This window comes from Lautropia mirabilis (assembly GCF_900637555.1).
GTDB lineage: Bacteria > Pseudomonadota > Gammaproteobacteria > Burkholderiales > Burkholderiaceae_E > Lautropia > Lautropia mirabilis.
The window spans coordinates 2,288,906-2,312,922 of sequence record NZ_LR134378.1; the positions used below are offsets into that span (position 1 = coordinate 2,288,906).

Genomic DNA, 24,017 nt, shown 5'->3' on the forward strand with positions numbered 1-24,017 from the left:
GATCATGATCTGCTGTCTGCCCCCATCTTCCCTGGCCAGAAGCCCGTTCCGGACACTGGCGCTGACCTGCCTCGGAGCCTTCCTGCTGGTCGGTTGTGGCCAGAAGCCCGCGCACCATGAAGAGCCGCCCCGACCGGTACTGTCCGAGGTGATACGGCCCGCGCCGCTCCTGGATGGCTGGTCCCTGGCCGGTGAGGTGCGGGCACGCGCCGAGGTCAGCTATGCCTTCCAGACCGGAGGCCGCGTCATCGAGCGACAGGTGGACACGGGCGATACCGTGACGGTCGGTGAGGTGCTGGCCCGCATCGATCCCGTGGACCTCAAGCCGCTGGTCAACGCCCGCCGTGCCGATCAGCTGGCGGCCCGCAGCGAGCTGCAGCTGGCCCAGGCCGACCTGGAGCGCGCCGAGCGGCTGCACGCCCGGAATTTCGTGAGCAGCGCCAATGTGGATCGGGCTCGCGCCGCGGTGGACGTGGCAAAGGCCCGGCTGAAGGCAGCCAACGCCCAGGCACACCAGGCGGACAACGCCTTCGGCTACCGCCAGCTGGTGAGCAAGGTCGATGGCGTGGTGACGGCCGTGCAGGTGGAAGCCGGGCAGGTCGTGGCCGCGGGTCAGCCTGTCATGCGCGTGGCGGCCCAGGGGGATGTGGAAGTGGCCGTGGCCATTCCCGAGGCCGATCTGGCCCGCACCCGTTCTGCCGGCACGTGGCGGGTCGAGTTTCCGGGGCTGCCCGGCAAGCACTGGGAGGCCATGCTGCGCGAACTGTCGCCTGCTGCCGATCCGGCCTCACGCACCTACGCAGCCCGGCTGGCCCTGCAGGGAGACACCCATGAGGTGGCCCTGGGCATGAGTGCCGTGGTCCATGCGCCCCGCACCGATGCCGACGTGCTGAGCGTGCCGTTGAGCGCGCTCTACAGCCGTGACGACGGCGCGCAGGTCTGGGTGCTCGACCGCTCGTCGTCCACCGTACGCGCCCGGCCCGTCGTGCTGGGCGCCGCCAGCGGCAACCGGGTGGTGATCCGCCAGGGCCTGTCGGCCGGTGACGAGGTGGTGGTGGCCGGTGCCAATCTGCTGCGCGACGGTCAGAAGGTGCAACTGCCCGGCAAGCGTCAGGACAGCCAGGGCACCGGGCAGGGCGGTTCCGAAGGCCACGGACGCCCGGACGGGCAGCGCAAGAACGGCGGGGCATGACGATGCCGAACCTTCCCGAAACCCCACAGACCGCACATTCCGGCGCCACCCGGCGCGAGGGCTTCAACCTCTCGGCCGTTGCGTTGCGCTACCGGCAGGTGACGCTCTTTTTCCTGCTGATCTGCGGTATCGGCGGTGCGCTGGCCTTCTTCAGCCTGGGCCAGCGTGAGGACCCCGACTACACCTTCCGGGCGATGGTGGTGCGCACGCTCTGGCCGGGCGCCACGGCCCAGCAGGTGGACGAACTCGTCACCGATCGCATCGAGAAGACGGTGCAGGAGATTCCCTACTTCAAGTACACCACCAGCTACTCCAAACCGGGTGAGTCGCTGGTCGTGCTGATGCTGAAGGACTCCTCGCCGCCCGACAAGGTGAAGGACTACTGGTACCAGGTGCGCAAGAAGATCGGCGACATCCGCTACCGGCTGCCGCCTGCCATCCAGGGGCCGTTCTTCAACGATGAATTCGGCGACGTCTTCGGCACCATCTACGCCATGACCGGCGACGGCATCGACATGGCGCGGCTGCGCCGCTACGCCGAGGACGTGCGCGACCAGCTGCTGCACGTGCCCGATGTCGCCAAGGTGGAGCTGGTGGGCGTGCAGCCCGAACAGATCCACGTCACCCTGTCGGCCACACGCCTGGCGCGGCTGGGCCTGACGCCCGAGGCCATCGCCCGCGAGATGCAGGCCCAGAACCTGGTGGCCTCGGCCGGCACCCTGCACACCGACGCCCGCAGCGTGCGGCTGAACGTGAGCGGCCAGTTCGACAACGTGAAGGCTGTCCAGGCGCTGCGACTGACCGTGGGGGGACGCATCATCCGCCTGGGGGACATCGCCAGCGTCACCCGCGGCTATCAGGATCCGCCCACCATGGTGATGCGCTATCAGGGCAGGGATGCCATCGGCATTGCCGTCTCGATGGTGGGCAACGGCGACGTGCTGCAGCTGGGCCGCAACCTGGATGCCCGCATGCGCGAGCTGCGCACCGATCTGCCGGTGGGCATCGAGTTCGGCAAGGTCTCCGACCAGCCCAAGGTGGTGGAAGGGGCCGTGGATGTCTTCACCCGCTCGCTGCTGGAAGCGGTCATCATCGTGCTGGCGGTCAGCCTGCTCAGTCTGGGGCTGCGTGCCGGCATGGTGGTGGCGCTGTCCATCCCGCTGGTCCTGGCCGCCACCTTCCTGGGCATGAAGGTCTTCGGCATCGACCTGCACCGCGTCTCCACCGGCGCGCTCATCATCGCGCTGGGCCTGCTGGTCGACGACGCGATGATCTCCATCGAGATGATGGCCCGCAAGCTGGAAGAGGGGCTGGACACCTTCCATGCCGCCACCTACGCCTACACCAGCACCGCCTTCCCGATGCTGACCGGCACGCTGATCACGGCCGTGGGCTTTCTGCCCATCGCCACCGCGCGCTCATCCACGGGCGAATACACCTTCGCCATCTTCGCGGTCGTCACGCTGGCCCTGCTCATCTCATGGGTGATGGCCGTCGGCGCCGTACCCTTCATCGGCACCTACCTGCTGCGCGGTCGCGACACGCCGGTTGCCGCGGCGAATCCGGATGCTCACGCGAAGCAGGCCCTGACCACATCCGCCGGGGCCGGGGCAGGCGGCAGCACGGGCCACGGCGCGGAGCACGCGCTTTTCGATACCCCGTTCTACCGCCGGCTACGCGCGACCATCGAGGGCGCCATGCGTCACCGCTGGATCACGCTGGGCATCACGGTGCTGCTCCTGGCGGCCGGGGTGGCCGGCATGCAGTTCACCACCAAGCAGTTCTTCCCGCCCTCCGATCGCGCCGAGATCCTGGTGGACCTGTGGCTGCCCGAGGGCGCCAGCCTGGCGGCCACCCGGGCCCAGTCCGAACAGCTGGAGAGCTGGCTGGCCAGGGACGACGACGTGCAGAGCTTCGTGGCCTACGTGGGCAACGGCAGCCCGCGCTACTTCCTGTCGCTGGACCAGCAGCTCTACCGCACCAACTATGCGCAGTTCGTCGTGCTGACCCCGGACGTGGAGGCCCGCAACCGCCTGATGCCGCGTCTGCAGGCCGAGCTGGCCGGCAACTTCCCCGGCGTGCGCGCCCGCGCATACCTCACGCCGCTGGGCCCGCCCGTGGCCTTCCCGGTGCAGTTCCGCATCGGGGGACCCGATGTCGGCACGATCAAGCGCATCGCCAACCAGGTGCTGGAGGTGGTCCGCGCCAACGCCTACACCGTCGAACCGCACCTGAACTGGGGCGAGCGCAGCCCCAGCATCCAGGTCGACGTGGACCAGGACCGGGCGCGTGCCGTGGGCCTGTCCAGCGGCCAGATCAGCCGGGCGTTGGGCGGCGTCATCGATGGCGCCACCATCGGCACGCTGCATGAGGGTGACCAGCTGCTCCCGGTGATCATGCGGGCCCCTCAGAACGAGCGCAACGACCTGTCGGCGCTGGGTTCCATTCCGATCACCACGCCGCTGGGGGGCACTGTCCCGCTGTCGCAGGTGGCCACGCTGCGCCAGGTGATGGAGGAACCCATCCTCTGGCGCCGCAGCCGCATCCCCACGCTGACCGTCAACGCCGATGTCGTGGACGGCGTGCAGGGGCCGGACGTGATGCACCAGATCCAGCGCCAGCTGAAGACGATCCGGGCCGGACTGCCGGCTGGCTACCACATCGATGCCGGTGGCCCCGAGGAAGAGAACGTCAGCGCGCAGGCCTCCATCATGAGCGGCATGCCGCTGATGGTGGGGCTGATCCTCACGCTGCTGATGCTGCAGTTGCGGCGCTTCTCGCTCGTGCTGATGGTGATGCTCACCGCACCGCTGGGCATCGTCGGCGTGGTGGCGGCGCTGCTTGTCTCGGGCCGCCCCTTCGGCTTCGTCGCCATGCTGGGCACCATCGCGCTGGCCGGCATCATCATGCGCAACACCGTCATCCTGGTGGACCAGATCCGACAGGACATCGACGAGGGGCACACGCCGTGGGAGGCCGTGCGCGAGGCCACCGTGCGCCGCTTCCGGCCAATCACCCTTACCGCTGCCGCGGCCATTCTGGCCATGATCCCGCTGTCGCGCGACGTGCTGTGGGGACCCATGGCCGTCTCGATCATGGGCGGTCTGGTGGTGGCCACGGCACTCACGCTCCTGATGGTGCCGGCGCTCTACGTGGCCTGGTACCGCATCCGTCCGCCGAAGCGCGCCGCTGCCTGACGGCCTGTGCCCGGGCCGCTGTTTGCCGGATACAACGCCGGCAACGCGGCCCGAAGGCAGCCCCCGGTGCAAATGGGGGAGGGCAGCCCCCTCACGGCACTGCAACCACGGTCCGGCCCGCATCCTCTTTTCTGTTTCAGCTAGAATCATTGGGATTGACGCGCTGCCTGCGGCCCGAGCCTTGCCGGGAAACGACGTCCCGCGCCGCATCGGGTTGACCCGACACCGGCAACGGTGCCCAGCGGTACGTCGCGGCAGCGCCTGCAACCGGCCCTTTTTCCGGTCCTGCGGCTGTGGCGAAATTGGTAGACGCACCAGATTTAGGTTCTGGCGCCGCAAGGTGTGAAGGTTCGAGTCCTTTCAGCCGCACCAGCCTGCCTTTTCTTGAACAACCAACCCAACGGAACTCAACGACGGATGGCTTCCCAGCTTGAAACAACCGGCACCCTGGAACGCCGGCTGACGCTTTCGGTAAACCCGGCCGACATTTCCTCCAAGGTCCAGGAGCGCTTGCGTTCGATGGCCAAGACCACCCGCATGCCGGGCTTTCGCCCCGGCAAGGTGCCGGTGCGCCTGATCGAGCAGAGCTACGGTCCGCAGGTGCATTCCGAAGTCCTCGGCGAAGCCATCTCGCGCGCCTTCAGCGACGCCGTGCAGGCCGAGAACCTGCGCGTGGCCGGCCAGCCCGAGATCGCGCCCAAGGACGAAAGCCAGGGCCCCAATGCCACCGAATTCGTCGCCACCTTCGAGGTCTACCCCGACGTGAAGCTGGGTGACCCGGCCACGCTGGAAGTCGACCGCTACAACGCCAGCGTCGACGACAAGGCCCTGGAAGCCACCATCGACGTGCTGCGCAAGCAGCGCACCCGCTGGAAGGCCGTCGATCGCGCCGGCGAGAAGGGTGACCGTGCCACCATCGACTTCGTGGGCAAGCTCGACGGTGAAGCCTTCCCCGGCGGTTCCGCCGAGGGCTTCCCGATGGTGCTGGGCGAAGGCCGCATGCTGCCTGACTTCGAGGCCGGCGTGCTGGGCAAGAAGGCTGGCGAGACCGTCACCTTCGACGTGAAGTTCCCCGACGACTACAACGCCGAGCACCTGGCCGGCAAGACCGCCCAGTTCGAGGTCAAGATCCAGAAGGTCGAGGCGCCCGAGCTGCCCGAGGTCGATGCCGACTTCGCCCGCCAGATGGGCCAGGAAGACGGTGACGTCGAGAAGTTCCGTGCCGACGTGCGCACCAACCTGGAGCGCGAGGTCCGTCAGCGCGTGCAGTCGCGCACCAAGAGCTCCGTCATGGACAAGATCGTCGGCCTGGCCGACATCGAGCTGCCCAAGGCCCTGGTCGCCCAGGAAGCCGAGTCGCTGGCTGCCCGCATGCGCGAGGACCTGCAGGCCCGCGGCGTGGATCTGCGCAAGGCCCCGCCGGTGCCCACCGACGCCTTCACCGAACAGGCCACCCGCCGCGTGCGTCTGGGCCTGATCGTCTCCGAAGTGGTGCGCGAGAATGCCCTGCAGGCCAAGCCCGAGCAGATCCGCAAGCAGATCGAGGAATTCGCCTCCACCTACGAGAACCCGGCCGAGGTGATCCGCTGGTACTTCAGCGACCGTGACCGTCTGGCCGAGGTCGAGGCCCTGGTCGTCGAGCAGAACGTCGTCGACTGGCTGCTGTCCAAGGCCAAGGTCACCGACCACGAGGTCAGCTTCGACGAGCTGATGAAGGGTCTGGCCTGATCAGGCCCTCCTGCCGCCACCGGCGCCTGTCCGGCGGCGCCCCCATCAGGCCCGCCGGATGCCACGGGCGGCGGGGCTCCTTCGGAGCCCGCCACCTTGCGGCCCTCCGCAACATCCCCATATGGGTTGTGCAAGACCGGTCGGTGACATCCCGGCCGGTTTGCATTTTCGCCCCACCATCGAGGAAGCATTCATGACCTTCAACAGCTTGGTCGAGGATCAGGTCAACCTGCACCTGGCGCAGGCCACCGATCCCTTCGCCCCGCAGGCCGTCGCACAGGCTCCCCAGGGCCTGGGCATGGTGCCCATCGTCATCGAGCAGAGCGGTCGGGGCGAGCGTGCCTACGACATCTACTCGCGCCTGCTGCGTGAGCGCGTGGTGTTCCTGGTGGGCCCGGTGATGGATCAGTCCGCCAACCTGGCCGTGGCCCAGATGCTGTATCTGGAAAGCGAGAACCCGGACAAGGACATCCACTTCTACATCAATTCCCCCGGTGGCTCCGTCTCGGCGGGTCTGGGCATCTTTGACACCATGCAGTTCGTCAAGCCCGACGTCTCCACGCTGTGCATCGGCTTTGCCGCCAGCATGGGTGCCTTCCTGCTGGCCGCCGGTGCCAAGGGCAAGCGTCATTCGCTGCCCAACTCGCGCATCATGATCCACCAACCCTCGGGCGGCGCCCAGGGCCAGGCCTCGGACATCGAGATCCACGCCAAGGAGATCATCTACCTGCGCAAGCGCCTGAACCAGATCCTGGCTGACCGCACCGGCCAGCCGCTGGAGCGCATCGAGCGCGACACTGAGCGCGACAACTTCATGTCCGCCGACGAGGCCCTGGAATACGGCCTCATCGACAAGGTGATGACCTCGCGCACCGAGGCCACCGCCAAAGCCGACGCCGGCAGCAAGTAAGAGACCGGAGATACAGCGCATGCCCGACAACACAGGATCCTCCGACAAGCCCCTCTACTGCTCGTTCTGCGGCAAGAGCCAGCACGAGACCCGCAAGCTGATCGCGGGTCCGTCGGTCTACATCTGCGACGAGTGCATCGACCTGTGCAACGAGATCATCCGTGACGAAGTGCAGGGCGAGGCACCCGGCACGCCGTCCAGCGAGCTGCCCATCCCGTCCGAGATCGCGGCCATCCTCGACCAGTACGTGATTGGCCAGCAGAAGGCCAAGCGCACGCTGGCCGTGGCGGTCTACAACCACTACAAGCGGTTGCGTCACAAGGGCGACAAGGACGACGTGGAGCTGACCAAGAGCAACATCCTGCTGGTCGGCCCCACCGGTTCGGGCAAGACGCTGCTGGCCCAGACGCTGGCGCGGCTGCTCAACGTGCCCTTCGTGATGGCTGACGCCACCACGCTCACCGAGGCCGGCTACGTCGGCGAGGACGTCGAGAGCATCATCCAGAAGCTGCTGGCCGCCTGCAACTACGAGATCGACAAGGCCCAGACGGGCATCGTCTACATCGACGAGATCGACAAGATCTCGCGCAAGGCCGACAACCCGTCCATCACCCGTGACGTCTCGGGCGAGGGCGTGCAGCAGGCGCTGCTGAAGCTCATCGAGGGCACCGTGGCCTCGATCCCGCCGCAGGGCGGGCGCAAGCACCCCAACCAGGACTTCGTGCAGGTCGACACCACCAACATCCTGTTCATCTGTGGTGGCGCCTTCGACGGCATGGACAAGGTGATCCGCGACCGTTCCGAGCGCTCCGGCATCGGTTTCGGCGCCCAGGTCAAGGGAGCATCCGACCGCAGCCTGTCGGAACTCTTCCAGGACATCGAGCCTGACGACCTGATCAAGTTCGGCCTGATCCCCGAACTGGTGGGCCGTCTGCCCGTGCTGGCCACGCTGGACGAGCTGGACGAGGCCACGCTGGTCCGCATCCTCACCGAGCCGAAGAACGCGCTGGTCAAGCAGTACCAGAAGCTCTTCTCGATGGAAGGTGTCGAGCTGGACATCCGTCCGGCCGCGCTCAAGGCCATTGCCCGCCAGGCGCTCAAGCGCAAGGCCGGTGCGCGCGGCCTGCGCTCCATCCTGGAGCATGCGCTGATCGACATCATGTACGAGCTTCCCGGCCTGAAGAACGTCGAGAAGGTCGTCATCGACGAGAACGTCATCGAAGGCACCAGCAAGCCGCTCCTGATCTACAGCGAGACCTCCAAGGTCTCGGGAGGCGACAGCTGACGATCGCCGGACCGGCCAGGGCATCCCCTCGCAACTATCAGGACGGAAGTCCGGGTAGCGGGGGCCCCTTGGCCCATCCGGGGGCGCTTTGCATCCGCCACCCGATGGCCTGTACCATCGACAACAGCCGGCCCCGTTTACACCTTCCGTGCAGACTTGGCCGGCTGTCCCGTTTCTGCAGCCTCCGTTCTTTCCACCATCCTTGCCGCCAGCCCGCTTCGGCGGTGCCTGCCCATCGTCACCACCCGCTTTTTCATTCCCCCGTTTTCCGGGCATGCCGGCCGTCATTCACACGGCTGACAGGCCTTCGGCGTGCTGTCGATGCGTGGCGGCCGCAGAACGCGCCACCTTCCGACGGATCGCGCCGGCCGCCCGTCCCGCGCCCTGCTGTGCGGCCGGCCGGACACGGTTTCATAAGGAAACTCGCAACAACCTCCGCGTATTCTTGTAATCTTTTGGAATCATCCCCAGATGCCTCGTATGCTGACCCCTGTCGCCCAGGACGGTCCCGGGTACAGCGGTCAGCACACTTTTCGGGAAACCGATGAACGATAGCCATATTCCCAACCAGACCCTGCCACTGCTGCCCCTGCGCGACGTGGTGGTCTTCCCCCACATGGTGATCCCGCTCTTCGTGGGCCGCCAGCGTTCCATCAAGGCGCTGGAAGCGGCCATGGAAGCCGGCAAGAGCATCATGCTGGTTGCCCAGAAGAACGGCTCGAAGGACGACCCCACCGCCAGCGACATCTATGGCATTGGCTGCGTCTCCAACATCCTGCAGCTGCTGAAGCTGCCCGACGGTACCGTCAAGGTGCTGATCGAGGGCGTCAGCCGCGCACGCATCGCCAACGTCGACACCGAGGGCGAGTACTTCTCGTGCGAGCTGGACGACATCCATGACGAGGAGTCGGTCTCGCCCGAGGTCGAAGCCCTGCGGCGCACCATCCTGTCGCAGTTCGAGCACTACGTGAAGCTCAACAAGAAGGTGCCCTCCGAGATCCTGGCCTCGCTGTCCGGCATCGAGGATGCGGGTCGCCTGGCCGACACCATCGCCGCACACCTGCCCATCCGCATCGAGCAGAAGCAGGAAGTGCTGGAGACGCTGCCGGTGGGCGAGCGCCTGGAGAAGCTGCTGGCGCAGATCGAGAACGAACTCGACATCCTTCAGGTCGAGAAGCGCATCCGCGGGCGCGTCAAGCGCCAGATGGAAAAGAGCCAGCGCGAGTACTACCTGAACGAGCAGGTCAAGGCCATCCAGAAGGAACTGGGCGAGGGCGAGGACGGTGCCGACTTCGAGGACATCGAGAAGAAGATCAAGGCCGCCCGCATGCCCGAAGAGGCCCGCAAGAAGTGCGAGGGCGAGTTCCGCAAGCTGCGCCTGATGTCGCCCATGTCGGCCGAGGCCACCGTGGTGCGCAACTACATCGACACGCTGCTGGCCCTGCCGTGGAAGAAGAAGAGCAAGCTCAACAATGACCTGGCCCATGCCGAGAAGGTGCTCGATGAGGACCACTACGGGCTGGAGAAGGTCAAGGAGCGCATCCTGGAACACCTCGCGGTGCAGCAGCGCGTCGACAAGGTGAAGGCCCCGATCCTGTGCCTGGTCGGACCTCCGGGCGTGGGCAAGACCTCGCTGGGTCAGTCCATCGCGCGCGCCACCAACCGCAAGTTCGTGCGCATGGCCCTGGGCGGCGTGCGTGACGAGGCCGAGATCCGTGGCCACCGTCGCACCTACATCGGCTCGATGCCGGGCAAGATCCTGCAGAGCATCACCAAGGTCGGCGTACGCAATCCGCTCTTCCTGCTCGACGAAGTCGACAAGATGGGCCAGGACTTCCGTGGCGACCCGGCTTCGGCCCTGCTGGAGGTGCTCGACCCCGAGCAGAACGACACTTTTGCCGACCACTACGTCGAGGTCGACTACGACCTGTCGGACGTGATGTTCGTGGCCACGGCCAACTCCTTCAACATTCCCGCACCGCTGCTGGACCGGATGGAAGTCATCCGCCTGTCCGGCTATACCGAGGACGAGAAGGTCTCGATTGCCCAGCGCTACCTGCTGCCCAAGCAGATCAGGAACAACGGCCTCAAAGCCGGTGAACTGACGGTCAGCGAAGCGGTGCTGCGCGACATCCTGCGCTTCTACACGCGGGAGGCCGGCGTGCGTTCGCTGGAGCGCGAGCTGTCCAAGATCTGCCGCAAGGCCGTCAAGGCGCTGCTGCTGGACAAGTCGCTCAAGGGCATCACCGTCACGGCCGAGAACCTCGACACCTTCCTGGGCGTGCGCCGCTACACCTACGGCATTGCCGAGAAGAACAACCAGGTCGGGCAGGTCAATGGTCTGGCCTGGACGGAAGTGGGCGGCGAGCTGCTCACCATCGAGGCCATCGCCGTGCCGGGCAAGGGCAAGAACCTCACCACCGGCAAGCTGGGCGACGTGATGCAGGAGTCCATCAAGGCCGCGATGACCGTGGTGCGCCGCCGTGCGGCACAGCTGGGCATCAAGCCGGACTTCTACGAGAAGCAGGACATCCACGTCCACGTGCCCGAGGGCGCCACGCCGAAGGACGGGCCCAGCGCAGGCATCGCCATGACCACGGCACTGGTGTCGGTGCTGACCGGCATTCCGGTACGTGCCGACGTGGCCATGACCGGCGAGATCACGCTGCGCGGCGAGGTGCTGGCCATCGGCGGCCTGAAGGAGAAGCTGCTGGCCGCCCAGCGTGCGGGCATCAAGCTGGCCCTCATCCCCGAGGAAAACGTCAAGGATCTGGCCGAGATCCCCGACAACGTGAAGAACAGCCTCGAGATCGTGCCGGTGAAGTGGATCGACAAGGTGCTGGAACTGGCCCTGGTGCATCGTCCCCAGCCGCTGCCGGAAGAGGGCGAGGATCCCACGTCCGCTCCGGCCACGCCGCCAGCCGCCGCCAAGCCCAAGGACGGCATCGTGGCGCACTGACCCGGACAGGGCTTGAGCAGGGCAGGGCGGCACTCCAGCTGCCCTGTTGCCCCCTCCGCCATGAACGTCGCCAGCACGGCCTTCAGCTGCTGGCGACGTTTTTTTTGCGCCCCACTTGCAAAGCACACAAAAGTCGGTTTATCATCGCAGCTTCAGTGCACGGCACACTGGGTGCTTAGCTCAGTTGGTAGAGCGGCGCCCTTACAAGGCGTAGGTCGGGAGTTCGAGACTCTCAGCACCCACCACCTGTCAGGCACTGGACTGAAGTTTTCCTGCCGTTCAAGTGAAGTCTGCTTGGACAGTGGATCAGAAAACAGCAGGCAACTCAACGAGCTGCAGCTTTTTTTTGAACCACCGGTTGACAACCAAAAAAAGCAGGATATAATGATGACTTCAGCGGTTGATTGAAAGCTGTTGAGAGTAGGAGCGGTAGTTCAGTTGGTTAGAATACCGGCCTGTCACGCCGGGGGTCGCGGGTTCGAGCCCCGTCCGCTCCGCCAACTCTTGAAAGCTTCAGTAAGCTGAAACAACGAAACCACCCTTGAGGTGGTTTTTTTGTGCCCATCGTCAGCGCAAGGCTTCTGACAGCCTTCCTGAAGGGCCTCCCAGGCCGTCTGTTGGCCCACCTGCGGCACACGCAGTGCCAGTGCCAGTGCCAGTGCCAGTGCCAGTGCCAGTACCAGTGCTAGGGCTTGCGCCTGCAAGGGTCCTGCCGCGCACAGGCGCGCACCATAACCCTCGAAGAATCAACGATCTGGAGACCAACGCTGCCAAACCACCCCACGGCGGCTGTTGCGGGAATTACCACGTATTACAAACAATGATTATCATTGCCCCGTAGCGAATCACTCCACTTCCGATCAGAACCCGCTTTCCAGATGCTTGTTCCCTTTCTCATCATGTTGCGCGAGGGCATCGAAGCCGCCCTCATCGTCGGCATCGTCGCCAGTTACCTGAAACAGAGCGGTCGTGACGGCCTGATGCCCGCCGTCTGGGTGGGCGTGCTGCTGGCCAGTGCGCTGTCGCTGTTTGCGGGCGCCGCGCTCCAGCTCATGGCGGCCGAGTTCCCGCAGAAGGAACAGGAGCTCTTCGAGGGCGTGGTGGGCCTCATCGCCGTCGGCATGCTCACCTCCATGGTGTTCTGGATGCGCAAGACCGCGCGCAACATCAAGGGCGACCTGCAGGCCTCGGTCGAGCGGGCGCTGGGCCATGGCACCGATGCGGCCGGCTGGGCGCTCATCGGCATGGTTTTCCTGGCCGTGGCGCGCGAGGGCCTGGAATCGGTCTTCTTCCTGCTCGCCATCTTCCAGCAGAGCCAGGGCTGGCAGGCGCCCGTCGGGGCACTGGCCGGCATCGCCGTGTCCGTCATCATCGGCTATGGCCTCTATTCCGGTGGCGTGCGGCTCAACCTTCGGCGCTTCTTCCGCTTTACCGGCGTGTTCATCCTGCTGGTGGCGGCCGGGCTGCTGGCCGGGGTGCTGCGCAAGTTCCACGAAGCCGGCATCTGGAACCAGCTGCAGACGGTGGTCTTCGATCTGGACCACACGCTGCCCATGGACAGCCCGCTGGGTACCGTGCTGTCGGGCCTTCTGGGCTATCAGTCCGCCCCCGTGGTGGGCGAGATCCTTGTCTACGTCGCCTTCCTGGCCATCACGCTGTTCTTCTTCCTGCGTCCCATGACGGCAGTACCGGCCCCGGCCGGCGCGGCCCCTCGCTGACAACATCCATCCGAAATCCTCCGGAGGTTCCGGGCAGACCGGACCGCTCCGGGTTCACAGAAACCCCCTCGTCGAACTCCGATGCCTGATTCCCAAAAGAAATCCTCCGCACTGATGCGCACCGCCCTGGGCGGCTCGGCCATCCTCGTCATCGCCGGCCTGGGCGCCTTCTGGTATGCCTCGCAGAAGGCCCAGCAGCAAGCTCCGAAGGAAGAGGGCGATGTCGTCACGGTAACCATCGAGGACAAGGTCTGCAAGCCCAACGAGATCACCGTGCCGGCCGGCCGTACCACCTTCCGCATCGTCAACAATTCCGACCGGGCGCTGGAATGGGAGATCCTGGACGGCATCATGGTGGTGGAGGAGCGCGAGAACATCGCGCCGGGCTTCGCCCAGACCATGCGGGTCAAGCTGCGCCCCGGCGACTACGACATCACCTGCGGCCTGCTGAGCAACCCGCGCGGCAAGCTGCACGTCACGCCCTCGGCCGACTCCGAGGCTGAAGCGGCACGCCCCTCGGCCGTGAACTTCCTGGGAGCGCTGGCCGAGTACCGCTTCTACATGGTGTCGCAGACCAGCCAGCTGCAGGATGCCACCGAACAGCTGGTGGCCGCCATCAAGGCCGGCAACCTGAAGGAAGCGCAGGCGCTCTACGCGCCGGCCCACCAGTTCTACAAGCGCATCGAGCCCATGGCCGAGATGTTTGCCGACCTGGATCAGCGCATCAACGGCCGGGCCGACTACTTCGAGAAGCGTGAGGCCGATCCGGCCTTCCGCGGCTTCCATCGCCTGGAATACACGCTGTTCGGCCAGCCCACGCCCGACCTGAAGGCGCTGGCCCCCATTGCCGACGACCTGCAGGCCGATCTGGGCAAGCTGAAGGAGCGGCTGAGCGCCCTGGACATCAAGCCCGAGCGGCTGGCCAGCGCAGCCTCCCGACTGCTGCGTCGCACGGCCGACAACCTGCCCACCGGCGGCGAGGAAGCCTGGAGCCACGCCGAAGCCTCCGACCTGCAGGGCACGCTCGACGGCACACGCAAGCTGGCCATCCTGGTGGCGCCGCTGCTGACCAAGCCGGCTCCCGCCCTGAAGAAGGGCATCGAGGACGGCTATGCCCAGTTCGGCAAGGCACTGGATCCGTACCGCGACGGAAACGGCTTCAAGGCCGGTGCCCTGGACGATGCCGGCCGCAAGGCCGTGGCCGCCCCGGTCAACCAGCTGGCCGACACGCTGGGCCAGGTCAACGCCGCCCTGGGACTGGAGTGATCCCGTTGCTGGCCATCTGACGCGCCCGGGGCTCCCGTCCGGAGCCCCGCAGGCATCGCATTTCCAAAAGAAGAGGCTTCCCATGCAAGACAAGCTCGATCCATCCCGTCTGGCCGCTCTGGGCGGCTGTCCGGCCGGCATCCATGGCCAGTCGGAAGCGTCCGCCCGCCACGTCGCGGCCCATGACCAGGCTCCGGCCATGATGACCTGTCCGGCCGGGCTGGCAGCCACCCACCAGCCCGAATCCATGCGCCGCCGCCACGTGCTGGGCGGGCTGGGCGCCGCCACCGCGGGCCTGGTCGGCATGACGGCCCAGGCTGCCGCCGCAGCCGCCGGCAAGGCGCAGCGCGCCGCCGGCGACGATTCGGTCGGTCAGGTGACCGATGCCCCCATCAGCACCCACTTCCAGGAGCGGGTGCCGTACCTGGGCCAGCATCAGGCTGGTGTCGTCACTCCGCGCCCCAGCGCCGGCATGCTGGCCTCGTTCTTCGTGCTGGCCCAGGACCGCGAGGAGCTGGAACGGCTCTTTCGCACGCTGACCAAGCGCATTGCCTTCCTCACCCAGGGCGGCAAGGAAGTGCAGGTCGATCCCAAGCTGCCGCCGGTCAGCTCCGGCCTGCTGGGGCCCGTGCTGCCGCCTGATGCGCTCACCATCACCGTGTCGCTGGGCAACTCGATGTTCGACGAGCGCTTCGGGCTGGCCAAGGTGAAGCCGAAGTACCTGCAGCAGATGACGAAGTTCTTCAACGACGCGCTGGACCCGTCGCTCTGCCATGGTGACCTGTCGATCCAGTTCTGCGCCAACACGCCGGACACGATCATCAACGCGCTGCGCGACATCATCAAGAACCTGCCCGACCTGCTGGTCCTGCACTGGAAGCAGGAAGGCAACGTGCCGCCCATCGCCGCCAAGCCCGGCCAGCCGGCCGAGAGCGCCCGCAACTTCCTGGGCTTCCGTGACGGTTCCGCCAACCCGGATTCCGCCGATGCCCAGCTGATGGACCGGGTGGTCTGGGTGGGACCGAAATCCGGCGAGCCCGCCTGGGCCGTCGGTGGCAGCTACCAGGCCGTGCGCATCATCCGCAACTTCGTCGAGCGCTGGGACCGGACCCCGCTGCAGGAGCAGGAAGCCATCTTCGGGCGCGTGAAGGATACCGGCGCGCCGCTGGACGCCACGGACGGCACCGAATTCCAGGTGCCCGACTACACCGCCGACCCGAAAGGCCAGAAGACGCCGCTGGATGCGCACATCCGGCTGGCCAACCCGCGCACTCCGCAGACCGAAGAGAACCTGATCCTGCGCCGGCCGTTCAACTATTCCAACGGTGTCACCAAGTCCGGCCAGCTGGAAATGGGACTGCTGTTCATCTGCTACCAGGCGAACCTGGAGAAGGGCTTCATCACCGTGCAGAAGCGCCTGGACGGCGAACCGCTGGAGGAATACATCAAGCCCATCGGCGGCGGCTACTTCTTCACGCTGCCCGGCATCCGTGACGAGAACGACTGGCTGGGCCGCACGCTGATGGAGGCCAGCAGCAGCACGCGCGCCTGAGACCACACCCCGGCCAGAAACCTGGCCGGGATCATGTTCTGCAACCCGGCGCCCGGATTCCGCCCGGGAGGCGGGCAGGGCAGCCGGGCTGCCGATGGCCCCGACATCAGGGCTTCGGTTTCCCCGCCGTTCGTGGGGTCATTGCAACTGGCTCTAGAATGGCAACCCTTCAGAATCCGTTCTGTTTCTTATTCTCTTTTCACTCTCTTTCAACCCCCGAGGAGCATACCGACATGACCCTTCGCCGTCGCATCATCTCCGTGCTGGTCGCCCACGCCGCTGCCTTCGGCGCCATCAGCGCCCAGGCCGCCGTGGAGCCCAGCGAGCTGGTCGGCCCCATCGCCGAATACAAGCTGTTCGTGGACAAGAACGTCTCGGCCCTGGTGAAGGACACCAAGGCCTTCGTGGCTGCCGTCAAGGCCGGCCAGATCGAAAAGGCCAAGAAGCTGTTCGCCCCCGTGCGCACCCACTATGAGCGCGTCGAGCCGGTCGCCGAGCTGTTCAGCGACATCGACGTCGCCATCGACTCGCGTGCCGACGACCACGAGAAGCGTGAGGAAGACCCGGGCTTCGGCGGCTTCCACCGCATCGAGTATGCCCTGTGGCACCAGAAGGACACCAAGGGCGTCGTCAAATACGCCGAGAAGCTGCAGGCTGACGTCGAGGAGCTGCACAAGCGCCTGACCGACCTGACCTTCCCGCCCGAGAAAGTGGTGGGCGGTGCCGCCGTGCTGATGGAAGAAGTGGCCGCCACCAAGATCTCCGGTGAGGAAGACCGCTACAGCCACACCGACCTGTGGGACTTCCAGGCCAACTTCGAAGGCGCCTACAAGATCGTCGAGCTGTTCAAGCCGCTGATCGCCCGCGAGGACAAGGCCTTCCTGGACAAGACCGAGAAGAACTTCGAGACGGTCTTCAACACCCTGAAGAAATACCGCACCAAGGACGGCGGCTTCGTCACCTATGACAAGCTCACCGAAGGCGACCGCAAGATCCTGTCCGCCCGCGTCAACACGCTGGCCGAGGACCTGTCCAAACTGCGCGGCATGTTCGGCCTGAACTGATCCGCCCGACAGCCCATGCCCGTCCGGCCGTGGCCGGCGGGCAGGGGGTTGGGGGACTTCCTTTCAGGGAAGTCCTCGGGTGAGGAAGAAACGTCAGGGCATCCTCACCATCCCGCCAGCACCAGCTTGCCCAGCGTGCGGCCGCCTTCCAGCCGTTCGTGAGCCCGCCGCAGATTCTGCGCATTGATGCGCCCCAGCGTCTCGGTCCGGGTGCTGCGCACCTTGCCCTGGCTCACCAGATCACCCAGCTCACGCAGGATCTCGCCCTGCCGTGCGATATCCGCTGTGCCCAGCAGCGAGCGCGTGAACATGAATTCCCAGCTGATCGTCAGGCTCTTGCGCTTGAGCGGGACGATATCCAGCGTCTCGGGATCATCGATCATGGCGATTCGCCCCTGCGGGGCAATGAGTTCCACGATGTCCGGCAGATAACGGTCAATACCGTTGGTGCAGAACACGAAGGCCGGCGCGCCGATGCCCAGGGCCGATACCTGCGGTGCCAGCGGCCTGGTGTGGTCGATGACATGGTGGGCTCCCATCCGCTTCACCCAGTCCACCGACTCGGGCCGCGAGGCCGTGGCGATCACCGTCAGTCCGGTCAGCGCGCGAGCCAGCTGGATCGTGATGGACCCCACACCGCCCGCGCCGCCAATCACCAGCAGCGCCGGTGCAGCCCCCGTGACCGGGCGTTGCACGTCAAGGCGATCAAAGAGCGTCTCCCAGCCGGTCAGCGTCGTGAGGGGAAGGGCGGCGGCATCCTCGTTGCTCAGGCCTTCGGGCACATGCGCGGCGATGCGTGCATCCACCACCTGCAGCTGCGCATTGCAGCCAGGCCGGTCGATGGCACCGGCATGGAACACCCGATCACCCACCCTGAAACCGCTCACGTCACGCCCCACGGCGCGTACCGTCCCCACGGCATCCCATCCCAGGACGCGCCAGCTGCCCGCGGCCGGCCGTGCCGACGCGCGTACCTTCGTATCGACCGGATTGACGGCAATGGCCTCGACGGCCACCAGCAGATCATTCGGCCCGGGCTCCGGATCGGGCAGCTCAATGTCCACCAGCGAGCGTTCATCGGAAATGGGCAGGGGCTGGTTGAAACCTATGGCTTTCATGGTTATCTCCTTGCAGAAGGTATTGGCATGTCAGCAATGCTGATCCGTACCATCGCATCCCGCAAGAACGCACATGAATCGCACATAGTGTCGAAAAATATACTGTCCATGCGCGCCAAAGCTATAATCCCGGCTTCCCCGGCTGCACCTGCCCGCCAGGGCGGAATGGCCGTCTCACGGGTGCTTCAGGTCTGTCGGCAGAGCAAGCGGCCACAAGCGGCCAGCCCGATGGGTTCCGCCTCCTCTCGCACGACAGCGCGTCGTGTGCCCCTTGTTTCGTTCCCATGGCAAGAACACCGCACGCCCGATTCGACTGTGCCGCCGGCTGTCCGGTGGAAGCCACACTGAACCTGATCGGCGGCAAGTGGAAGGGGGTCATCCTCTACCATCTGCTCACCGGGAAGGTGCTGCGCTTCAATGCGCTGAAGCGCATGCTGCCCAACATCACGCAGCGCATGCTCACCAACCAGCTGCGAGAGCTGGAGCATGATGGTCTGGTGGTCCGCACCATCTATCCGGAAGTGCCGCCGCGTGTCGAATATCGACTCACCGAGCACGGCCAGACACTGGAACCCGTCATTGCGGCCCTGAAGGCCTGGGGCGATGGCCACATCCGCAGGCAACCTGCTGCCGACAAGGCTGACGGATCACCCGACTGATCCCCGGCATCCATTCCCCGAAGATCCCTCCTCATCCCCGACTTATGCTGAAGAACACCGGTATCACCATTGCGCTGGCCATGCTGTCCATGGTTGGTGCGCTGGGCATCGATGCCTATCTGCCCTCGTTTCCCGCCATCATCCAGGACTTCCAGGCCACGCCGCTGGCCGTGCAGCAGACGCTCAGCATCTACGTGGGCGCCATGGCCATCACCACGCTGTTTGCCGGCACGCTGTCCGACAGCTTTGGGCGCCGCCCCACGGTGATCGTGTCGCTGCTGCTGTTCACGGCGGGCTCGGCACTGGCCATCTTCGCCAAGGACATCCAGGTCCTGCTACTGGCCCGTGGCCTGCAGGGCGTCGCAGCCGGCTTCGGTGCGGTGCTTTCGCGCACCATCGTGCAGGACCGCTTTCAGGGCGCCGAGGCGCAGCGCGTGATGGCGCTCATCATGATGGTGTTCTCCATTGCCCCGTCGTTCGCGCCCGTCATCGGTGGCTGGCTGCAGGCCACCTTTGGCTGGCATTCAGTGTTCATCATGCTCACCGGCTACGGCCTCGTGCTGTGGCTTATCTGGCAGCTGGGCATTCCCGAGACGCTGCCGAAGGCGCAGCGCATGCCGCTGCAGCTGGGCCGCATCGTCGGCAACTACGGCAAGGTGCTGTTCCACCGCGTGTTCATCCTGCGCGTGCTGAGCATCGCCCTGGTCTTCATCGGCGTGGCCATCTACATCAGCTCTGCCGCACCCTACATCATCAACATCCTGGGCCTGTCGGAAACCAGCTTCGCCTGGATGTTCATCCCCATGACACTGGGCATGCTGGGCGGCTCCAGCACCTCGCGCCGGCTGGCCCGCAAGGTGGCGCCCAGCCGCCTGACCTTCGTCGGCTTCGTGCTGATGCTGGGCGCCACCTTCACCAGCGTTGTCTACACCTCGGTGGCCACGCCGCAGGTCCCCTGGGCCGTCATCCCGCTGGGCATCTACACCCTGGGCATGACCCTGGCGGTACCCGGCATGACGGTGCAGGTGCTCAGCATCTTCCCGCAGATGCGCGGCCTGGCGGCCTCGTTGCAGAGCTTCGTGCAGATGGGCATCTTCGCGCTGGTCTCGGCCTTCGTGGCGCCGCTGCTCTTTCACAGTGCCCAATGGCTGGCCATCGCCCACTTCACGGGCGTGGTCATCGCCGCGCTGCTATGGGCGCTGGGACCGCGCCATGAAGCGGGTGCCGGGGCTGCTCCCGCCGGCCACGCCCCGGGCACGCCCGGCCCGCAGGGCGCTCCCGCTGCTTCGGGCACGGCCGCTGCACCTGCCATCGCCCAGCCTGCGCCTGAAAAGAGCGCTCCCTCGTCAGACACCTCCAAAGCCCGGTCGTGAGCACATCCTCCTTGCCTGATACCCCTGCCACCCTGAAACCTGCAGCAGGCAGGGCCGAGCAGCACAGCACGCGACTGCTGTTCCTGCTGGCCGGTTTCTCGGCTGCCGCCTGGGCATCCCTCGTGCCGGTGGCCAAGGCCGCCACAGGCGTCAATGAAGGTCAGCTGGGCCTGGTCCTGCTGTGTCTGGGCATCGGCTCCCTGCTGGCCATGCCGGTTTCCGGCGTGGTCAGCACCCGCCATGGCTGCCGCAAGGTGCTGATGGTCTGCGGCGTGGCCCTGTGCGCCTGCCTGCCGCTGCTGGCCTCGGTCCAGAACGTCTTCACGCTGGCCGCCGCGCTGTTCTTCTTTGGCGCCATGATCGGCACCTTCGACTGCGTGATGAACATCCAGGCCGTCATCGTCGAGCGCGACAGCAAGCGGCCGCTGATGTCGGGCTTTCATGGCTTCTACAGCCTGGGCGGCCTGCTGGGGGCGGCCACCACCAGTACCATCATGGACCTGGGCGTGAGCCCGTTCGCCACGGTGTCCGCCATCGCCCTGGCCGGCGTGCTGCTGCTGATGCTCATCCGGCGGCACGTCCTGCCTTACGGGAACCCGGCCGAGGGCCCGCCGTTTGCACTGCCGCGCGGCGAAGTGCTCTTTCTGGGCATGCTATGCATGACGGTCTTCCTGGTGGAAGGCTCGATGATGGACTGGAGCGCGGTGATGCTGACCGAGAACCACGGCATGCCGGTGGCGCAGGCCGGCTACGGCTTTGCAGCCTTCTCGCTCACCATGACCTTCGGCCGCCTGACCGGCGACCGCATCGTGGCAAGGGTGGGGCGGCGCAGCGTCGTGACGGTGGGCGGCCTGCTGGCCATGGGCGGCATCCTGCTGGCCACGCTGGTCCCCCTCTGGCAGGCAGCGCTGCTGGGCTATGCCATGGTGGGGCTGGGCTGCTCCAACATCGTGCCGGTGCTGTTCACGGCCGTGGGGCGCCAGACCAGCATGCCGCAGAGCGTCGCCGTGCCGGCCATGTCCACGCTGGGCTATGCCGGGGTCCTGGCCGGGCCGGCCGCCATCGGCTTCATCGCACACCACAGCAGCCTGCCCATGGCCTTCCTACTGGTGGCCGCGCTGATGCTGTTCGTGGCCATCAGCGGGCGCTTCCTGAAGCTCTGACCGTGAAGCGCTGATCCTGAAGCGCTGATCTGAGGACCATGACGGCACAACCTTGATGTGGAGCTGCGGGTTACGGAACCGCTGAGGACGCGTTACGAACCGCTCATCATCTTTATTTTCGGAACAATCAGTTTCATTACAGGCGAACCGTTCCGATTCGAGTGGACATACAATGCGTTCCAGCAGGTAGCCGAAAGGCGATGACCCGTTCATCCCGTCCGGCCACCCTGGCTCCGATTCCTCCCTGATAGATACATCGTCCCATCATGAACGCTCTGTCTCCTCTGCAGGCACCGTTGCTGTCCGTCCTGCGCATCGTCTCCGCCTATCTCTTCATCTGGCACGGCACCGCCAAGGTCTTCGGCTATCCTGCCTCGATGGGCGACATCTCCGGCAACCCGATGATGATCGCGGCGGCCGCCCTGGAACTGGTGGGCGGCACCCTGCTGCTGCTGGGCCTGTTCACCCGGCCGGTCGCCTTCCTGCTTTCCGGCCAGATGGCCGTGGCCTACTTCATGGCACACGCTGCCCAGGGCAACGTGCTGATGCCCTTGGCCAACAGCGGTGAATCGGCGGTGTTGTTCTGCTTCGTCTTCCTCTACCTGTCGGCTGCCGGCGGCGGTACCCTGTCGCTGGATCACCTGCGCGGCAAGTAAGAACCCGCCTCGACCCTCACGGACGGATCGACGCGCCAGTCCAAGCCCCATCGGTCCGTCTCTCCCGGGTACTCTTTTCGGGTACCCGACGATCTCCCGGTTGCACGCATTGCCGACGCCCCCGGGACCTCATTCATTCGCCTCCATTCCATCAGGAGTCAAACATGTCCATTACGCACATCCACCAGGCCGCCGAGAAACGTCGTTCCATCTACGCGCTGAACAAGCAGCTGCCGGTGCCGGCCGCCGATGTGGTGAAGACCATCGAGCATGCCGTCAAGCACACGCCGTCTGCGTTCAACTCGCAGTCCACCCGTCTGGTGGTCCTGCTGGGCGCCGAGCATGAAAAACTCTGGCAACTGGCCGAACAGGCACTGGCCGCCATCGTGCCGGCCGACAAGTTCCAGCCCACCAAGGACAAGCTGGCTTCCTTTGCCGCCGGCGCCGGCACGGTGCTGTTCTTCGAGGATCAGACCGTGGTGAAAGGCCTGCAGGACAAGTTCCCGCCGTACGCCGAGAACTTCCCCATCTGGGCCGAGCACGCCGACGCCATGCACCAGTACGCCATCTGGACGGCACTGGCCAGCATCAACGTGGGCGCCAGCCTGCAGCACTACAACCCGGTCATCGACGAAGCCGTGGCCCGCACCTGGAACGTGCCGGCCTCGTGGAAGCTGCGCGCCCAGCTGGTGTTCGGCGGCATTGCCGCCCCGGCCGGCGAGAAGTCCTTCGAGCCCGTCGAGGCTCGCCTGAAGGTCTACGGCCTGTAAGCGCTTCTACTCCTGCACCCCCTGGCATCCCCACAGGCCATCCTGCCGGGGGCGCAGGAAGACGGGCAGCATCTGCCAGCCCTGCAGCACGAAGGCGGCGCACCACGCCAGCCCCGCCAGTTGCAGCAGCACCGGCGGATCGAACCAGTAGGCCAGCGCCCGCAGCACGGCGCTGGCCACCAGGAGACCGGCCCCCACCACCACCCAGGGGCGGCCATTCTTTTCCAGCCCGCTGTGCGTGTAGCCGGCAATGCAAATCACGGTGTAGACGGCCAGGCCCAGCGCCCCCGCCGTCAGCAGGTGGATGCCCGGGCTGACACTGCCGTCTCCGGCCACCAGCACCAGGCCGATGAGCCCATAGCCGGCAGCCATGAACACGTAGACCATGTACAGCATCAGCGGCCAGCGCGAGAACAGCGGTCGGCCGACGTGCCAGTCGTTGAGCAGGTTCAGCATGGCAGCCGATGCGGCCAGCGCCAGCCAGCCGGTCACGCGGTTGGACGGATCGAACCACTGCATGGCCGTGAACAGCATGATGCAGATGACGGCCAGGTGCCGCCGTGGCGGACGCGCCAGATAGGCGGTGGGCTCGTCTTCCTCGACGGGCAGGGCGGTGGGCGCAACCGGAGCACGGTCTGCAGGGCCGGCGGCCGGCATGCCATTTTCCGTCGTGCCGTGTGAGGCCTGCTCCCGGGCAGGCGCCGCCACCGGATGACGGCGTTCGAAATCATCGTCGATGCTGCTGTTGACGATCGCCATCGAGATGCGGCTCATCGCCACCACGATCAGGGCCATCAGCACGCCCAGCGTGGCATGCAGCCAGCGCATCGGAAACTCGCCCTGCACGGCATCCACGTAGAAGCCGGCCACGGTGACGATCAGCGCCACGAAGGCCCACCAGAAGCCCTGCTGGCGATGGCCCGGGTCACGCCACAGGCGCGGTGCCACCATCACGGTCAGCATCACCATGAAGCCGACATGGAAGACGCCCGACAGCGCCAGCATGCCCTGCGGCCACCAGCCGCTCAACCAGAAGGACAGGCGCCCCAGCAGCCACAGCCCCAGCAGCCAGCGAACATGGCGCGCCTCGAAGGACGGCGTCTCGGTGAACTCCGGCACGGCCGTCAGCGCAAAACCGGCAACAGCCGCCAGCGTGGCCCCCATCAGCAGCTCGTGCACGTGCCAGACCACTGCACCGCCCGGCACCCCGGGCAGCGGCCAGCCAGCCGCCAGGAACAGCAGCCACAGCCCCAGCAGCCCCACGCAGAACAGCACGGTGGCCACGAAGAAGGGCCGAAAGCCGCATTGCCACAGCGGGTGGGCCAGCTGCCAGGGCCGGGCAGTCAGGGCAGGGGAAGCGGCAGGCACGGGTTTCATCGAAGACGGCATGACAGCTTGATCAGGAAA

Annotated in this window: 17 protein-coding genes and 3 tRNA genes; 18 read left to right on the top strand and 2 right to left on the bottom strand. The window is 66.2% G+C overall.

The genetic code is table 11. The annotated features are described in order from the left end of the window. The first annotated feature begins 4 nt into the window (after window positions 1-4). The 13 genes from EL249_RS09340 (at window position 5) to efeO (EL249_RS09400) (ending at window position 16,871) form a co-directional block, all read left to right on the top strand. The gene (locus tag EL249_RS09340) at window positions 5-1,192 is read left to right on the top strand and encodes an efflux RND transporter periplasmic adaptor subunit (protein WP_005672894.1); all 1,188 of its coding nucleotides are present in this window, start codon (window positions 5-7) and stop codon (window positions 1,190-1,192) included. Next, the gene (locus EL249_RS09345) at window positions 1,189-4,389 is read left to right on the top strand and encodes an efflux RND transporter permease subunit (protein ID WP_005672893.1); all 3,201 of its coding nucleotides are present in this window, start codon (window positions 1,189-1,191) and stop codon (window positions 4,387-4,389) included. Before EL249_RS09340 ends, EL249_RS09345 begins: the two co-directional genes overlap by 4 nt. 287 nt (window positions 4,390-4,676) lie before the next feature. Next, a tRNA-Leu gene (locus tag EL249_RS09350) sits at window positions 4,677-4,761 on the top strand. A 45-nt stretch (window positions 4,762-4,806) separates the two neighbouring features. Next, a complete protein-coding gene (gene tig, locus EL249_RS09355; protein WP_005672892.1) occupies window positions 4,807-6,117 on the top strand; it encodes a trigger factor in 1,311 nt (436 codons plus the stop codon). A gap of 298 nt (window positions 6,118-6,415) precedes the next feature. Then, window positions 6,416-7,027 carry an ATP-dependent Clp endopeptidase proteolytic subunit ClpP gene (gene clpP, locus EL249_RS09360; RefSeq protein WP_040530839.1) on the top strand — a complete coding sequence of 204 codons (612 nt, stop codon included), beginning with the start codon at window positions 6,416-6,418 and terminating at the stop codon, window positions 7,025-7,027. A 19-nt stretch (window positions 7,028-7,046) separates the two neighbouring features. Continuing rightward, window positions 7,047-8,312: an ATP-dependent Clp protease ATP-binding subunit ClpX gene (gene clpX, locus EL249_RS09365; protein ID WP_005672890.1), complete on the top strand. Its 1,266-nt coding sequence runs from the start codon at window positions 7,047-7,049 to the stop codon at window positions 8,310-8,312. Window positions 8,313-8,856: 544 nt separating this feature from the next. Beyond that, window positions 8,857-11,271 (top strand): endopeptidase La, encoded by a 2,415-nt coding sequence (gene lon, locus EL249_RS09370; RefSeq protein ID WP_005672887.1) that lies wholly within the window; start codon window positions 8,857-8,859, stop codon window positions 11,269-11,271. A 169-nt stretch (window positions 11,272-11,440) separates the two neighbouring features. Further along, window positions 11,441-11,516, top strand: a tRNA-Val gene (locus EL249_RS09375). Between the two features lie 178 nt (window positions 11,517-11,694). Further along, window positions 11,695-11,771, top strand: a tRNA-Asp gene (locus EL249_RS09380). Window positions 11,772-12,149: 378 nt separating this feature from the next. Next, window positions 12,150-12,989 carry an iron uptake transporter permease EfeU gene (efeU, locus tag EL249_RS09385; protein WP_005672886.1) on the top strand — a complete coding sequence of 280 codons (840 nt, stop codon included), beginning with the start codon at window positions 12,150-12,152 and terminating at the stop codon, window positions 12,987-12,989. Between the two features lie 81 nt (window positions 12,990-13,070). Beyond that, window positions 13,071-14,255, top strand: a complete 1,185-nt coding sequence (gene efeO / locus EL249_RS09390; protein WP_040529726.1) for an iron uptake system protein EfeO — start codon at window positions 13,071-13,073, stop codon at window positions 14,253-14,255. An 82-nt stretch (window positions 14,256-14,337) separates the two neighbouring features. Beyond that, on the top strand, window positions 14,338-15,807 hold the full coding sequence (gene efeB / locus EL249_RS09395; RefSeq protein ID WP_005672883.1) for an iron uptake transporter deferrochelatase/peroxidase subunit: 1,470 nt from the start codon (window positions 14,338-14,340) through the stop codon (window positions 15,805-15,807). Between the two features lie 233 nt (window positions 15,808-16,040). Then, window positions 16,041-16,871, top strand: coding sequence for an iron uptake system protein EfeO (efeO, locus tag EL249_RS09400; RefSeq protein WP_040529725.1), 831 nt, complete (start codon window positions 16,041-16,043; stop codon window positions 16,869-16,871). A 104-nt stretch (window positions 16,872-16,975) separates the two neighbouring features. Here efeO (EL249_RS09400) and EL249_RS09405 read toward each other — a convergent pair whose 3' ends face one another. After that, window positions 16,976-17,989 (bottom strand): zinc-binding alcohol dehydrogenase family protein, encoded by a 1,014-nt coding sequence (locus EL249_RS09405; protein WP_005672880.1) that lies wholly within the window; start codon window positions 17,987-17,989, stop codon window positions 16,976-16,978. Between the two features lie 284 nt (window positions 17,990-18,273). Between EL249_RS09405 and EL249_RS09410 the strand changes: the two genes are divergently transcribed. The 5 genes from EL249_RS09410 to EL249_RS09430 all read left to right on the top strand — a co-directional run bounded on the left by EL249_RS09410 (window position 18,274) and on the right by EL249_RS09430 (window position 22,610). Further along, complete coding sequence (locus EL249_RS09410) at window positions 18,274-18,648, top strand: winged helix-turn-helix transcriptional regulator (protein ID WP_050781803.1); 375 nt, start codon at window positions 18,274-18,276, stop codon at window positions 18,646-18,648. A gap of 44 nt (window positions 18,649-18,692) precedes the next feature. Beyond that, complete coding sequence (locus tag EL249_RS09415; protein ID WP_005672877.1) at window positions 18,693-20,021, top strand: multidrug effflux MFS transporter; 1,329 nt, start codon at window positions 18,693-18,695, stop codon at window positions 20,019-20,021. Next, window positions 20,018-21,184, top strand: a complete 1,167-nt coding sequence (locus EL249_RS09420; RefSeq protein WP_005672876.1) for an MFS transporter — start codon at window positions 20,018-20,020, stop codon at window positions 21,182-21,184. Before EL249_RS09415 ends, EL249_RS09420 begins: the two co-directional genes overlap by 4 nt. A gap of 266 nt (window positions 21,185-21,450) precedes the next feature. After that, window positions 21,451-21,840, top strand: coding sequence for a DoxX family protein (locus EL249_RS09425; RefSeq protein WP_005672875.1), 390 nt, complete (start codon window positions 21,451-21,453; stop codon window positions 21,838-21,840). A gap of 164 nt (window positions 21,841-22,004) precedes the next feature. Further along, the gene (locus EL249_RS09430; RefSeq protein ID WP_005672874.1) at window positions 22,005-22,610 is read left to right on the top strand and encodes a nitroreductase family protein; all 606 of its coding nucleotides are present in this window, start codon (window positions 22,005-22,007) and stop codon (window positions 22,608-22,610) included. Between the two features lie 6 nt (window positions 22,611-22,616). On the opposite strand, the gene EL249_RS09435 is transcribed toward EL249_RS09430, so the two are convergent. Beyond that, window positions 22,617-23,987: an NnrS family protein gene (locus EL249_RS09435; protein WP_050781801.1), complete on the bottom strand. Its 1,371-nt coding sequence runs from the start codon at window positions 23,985-23,987 to the stop codon at window positions 22,617-22,619. Window positions 23,988-24,017: the final 30 nt, after the last annotated feature.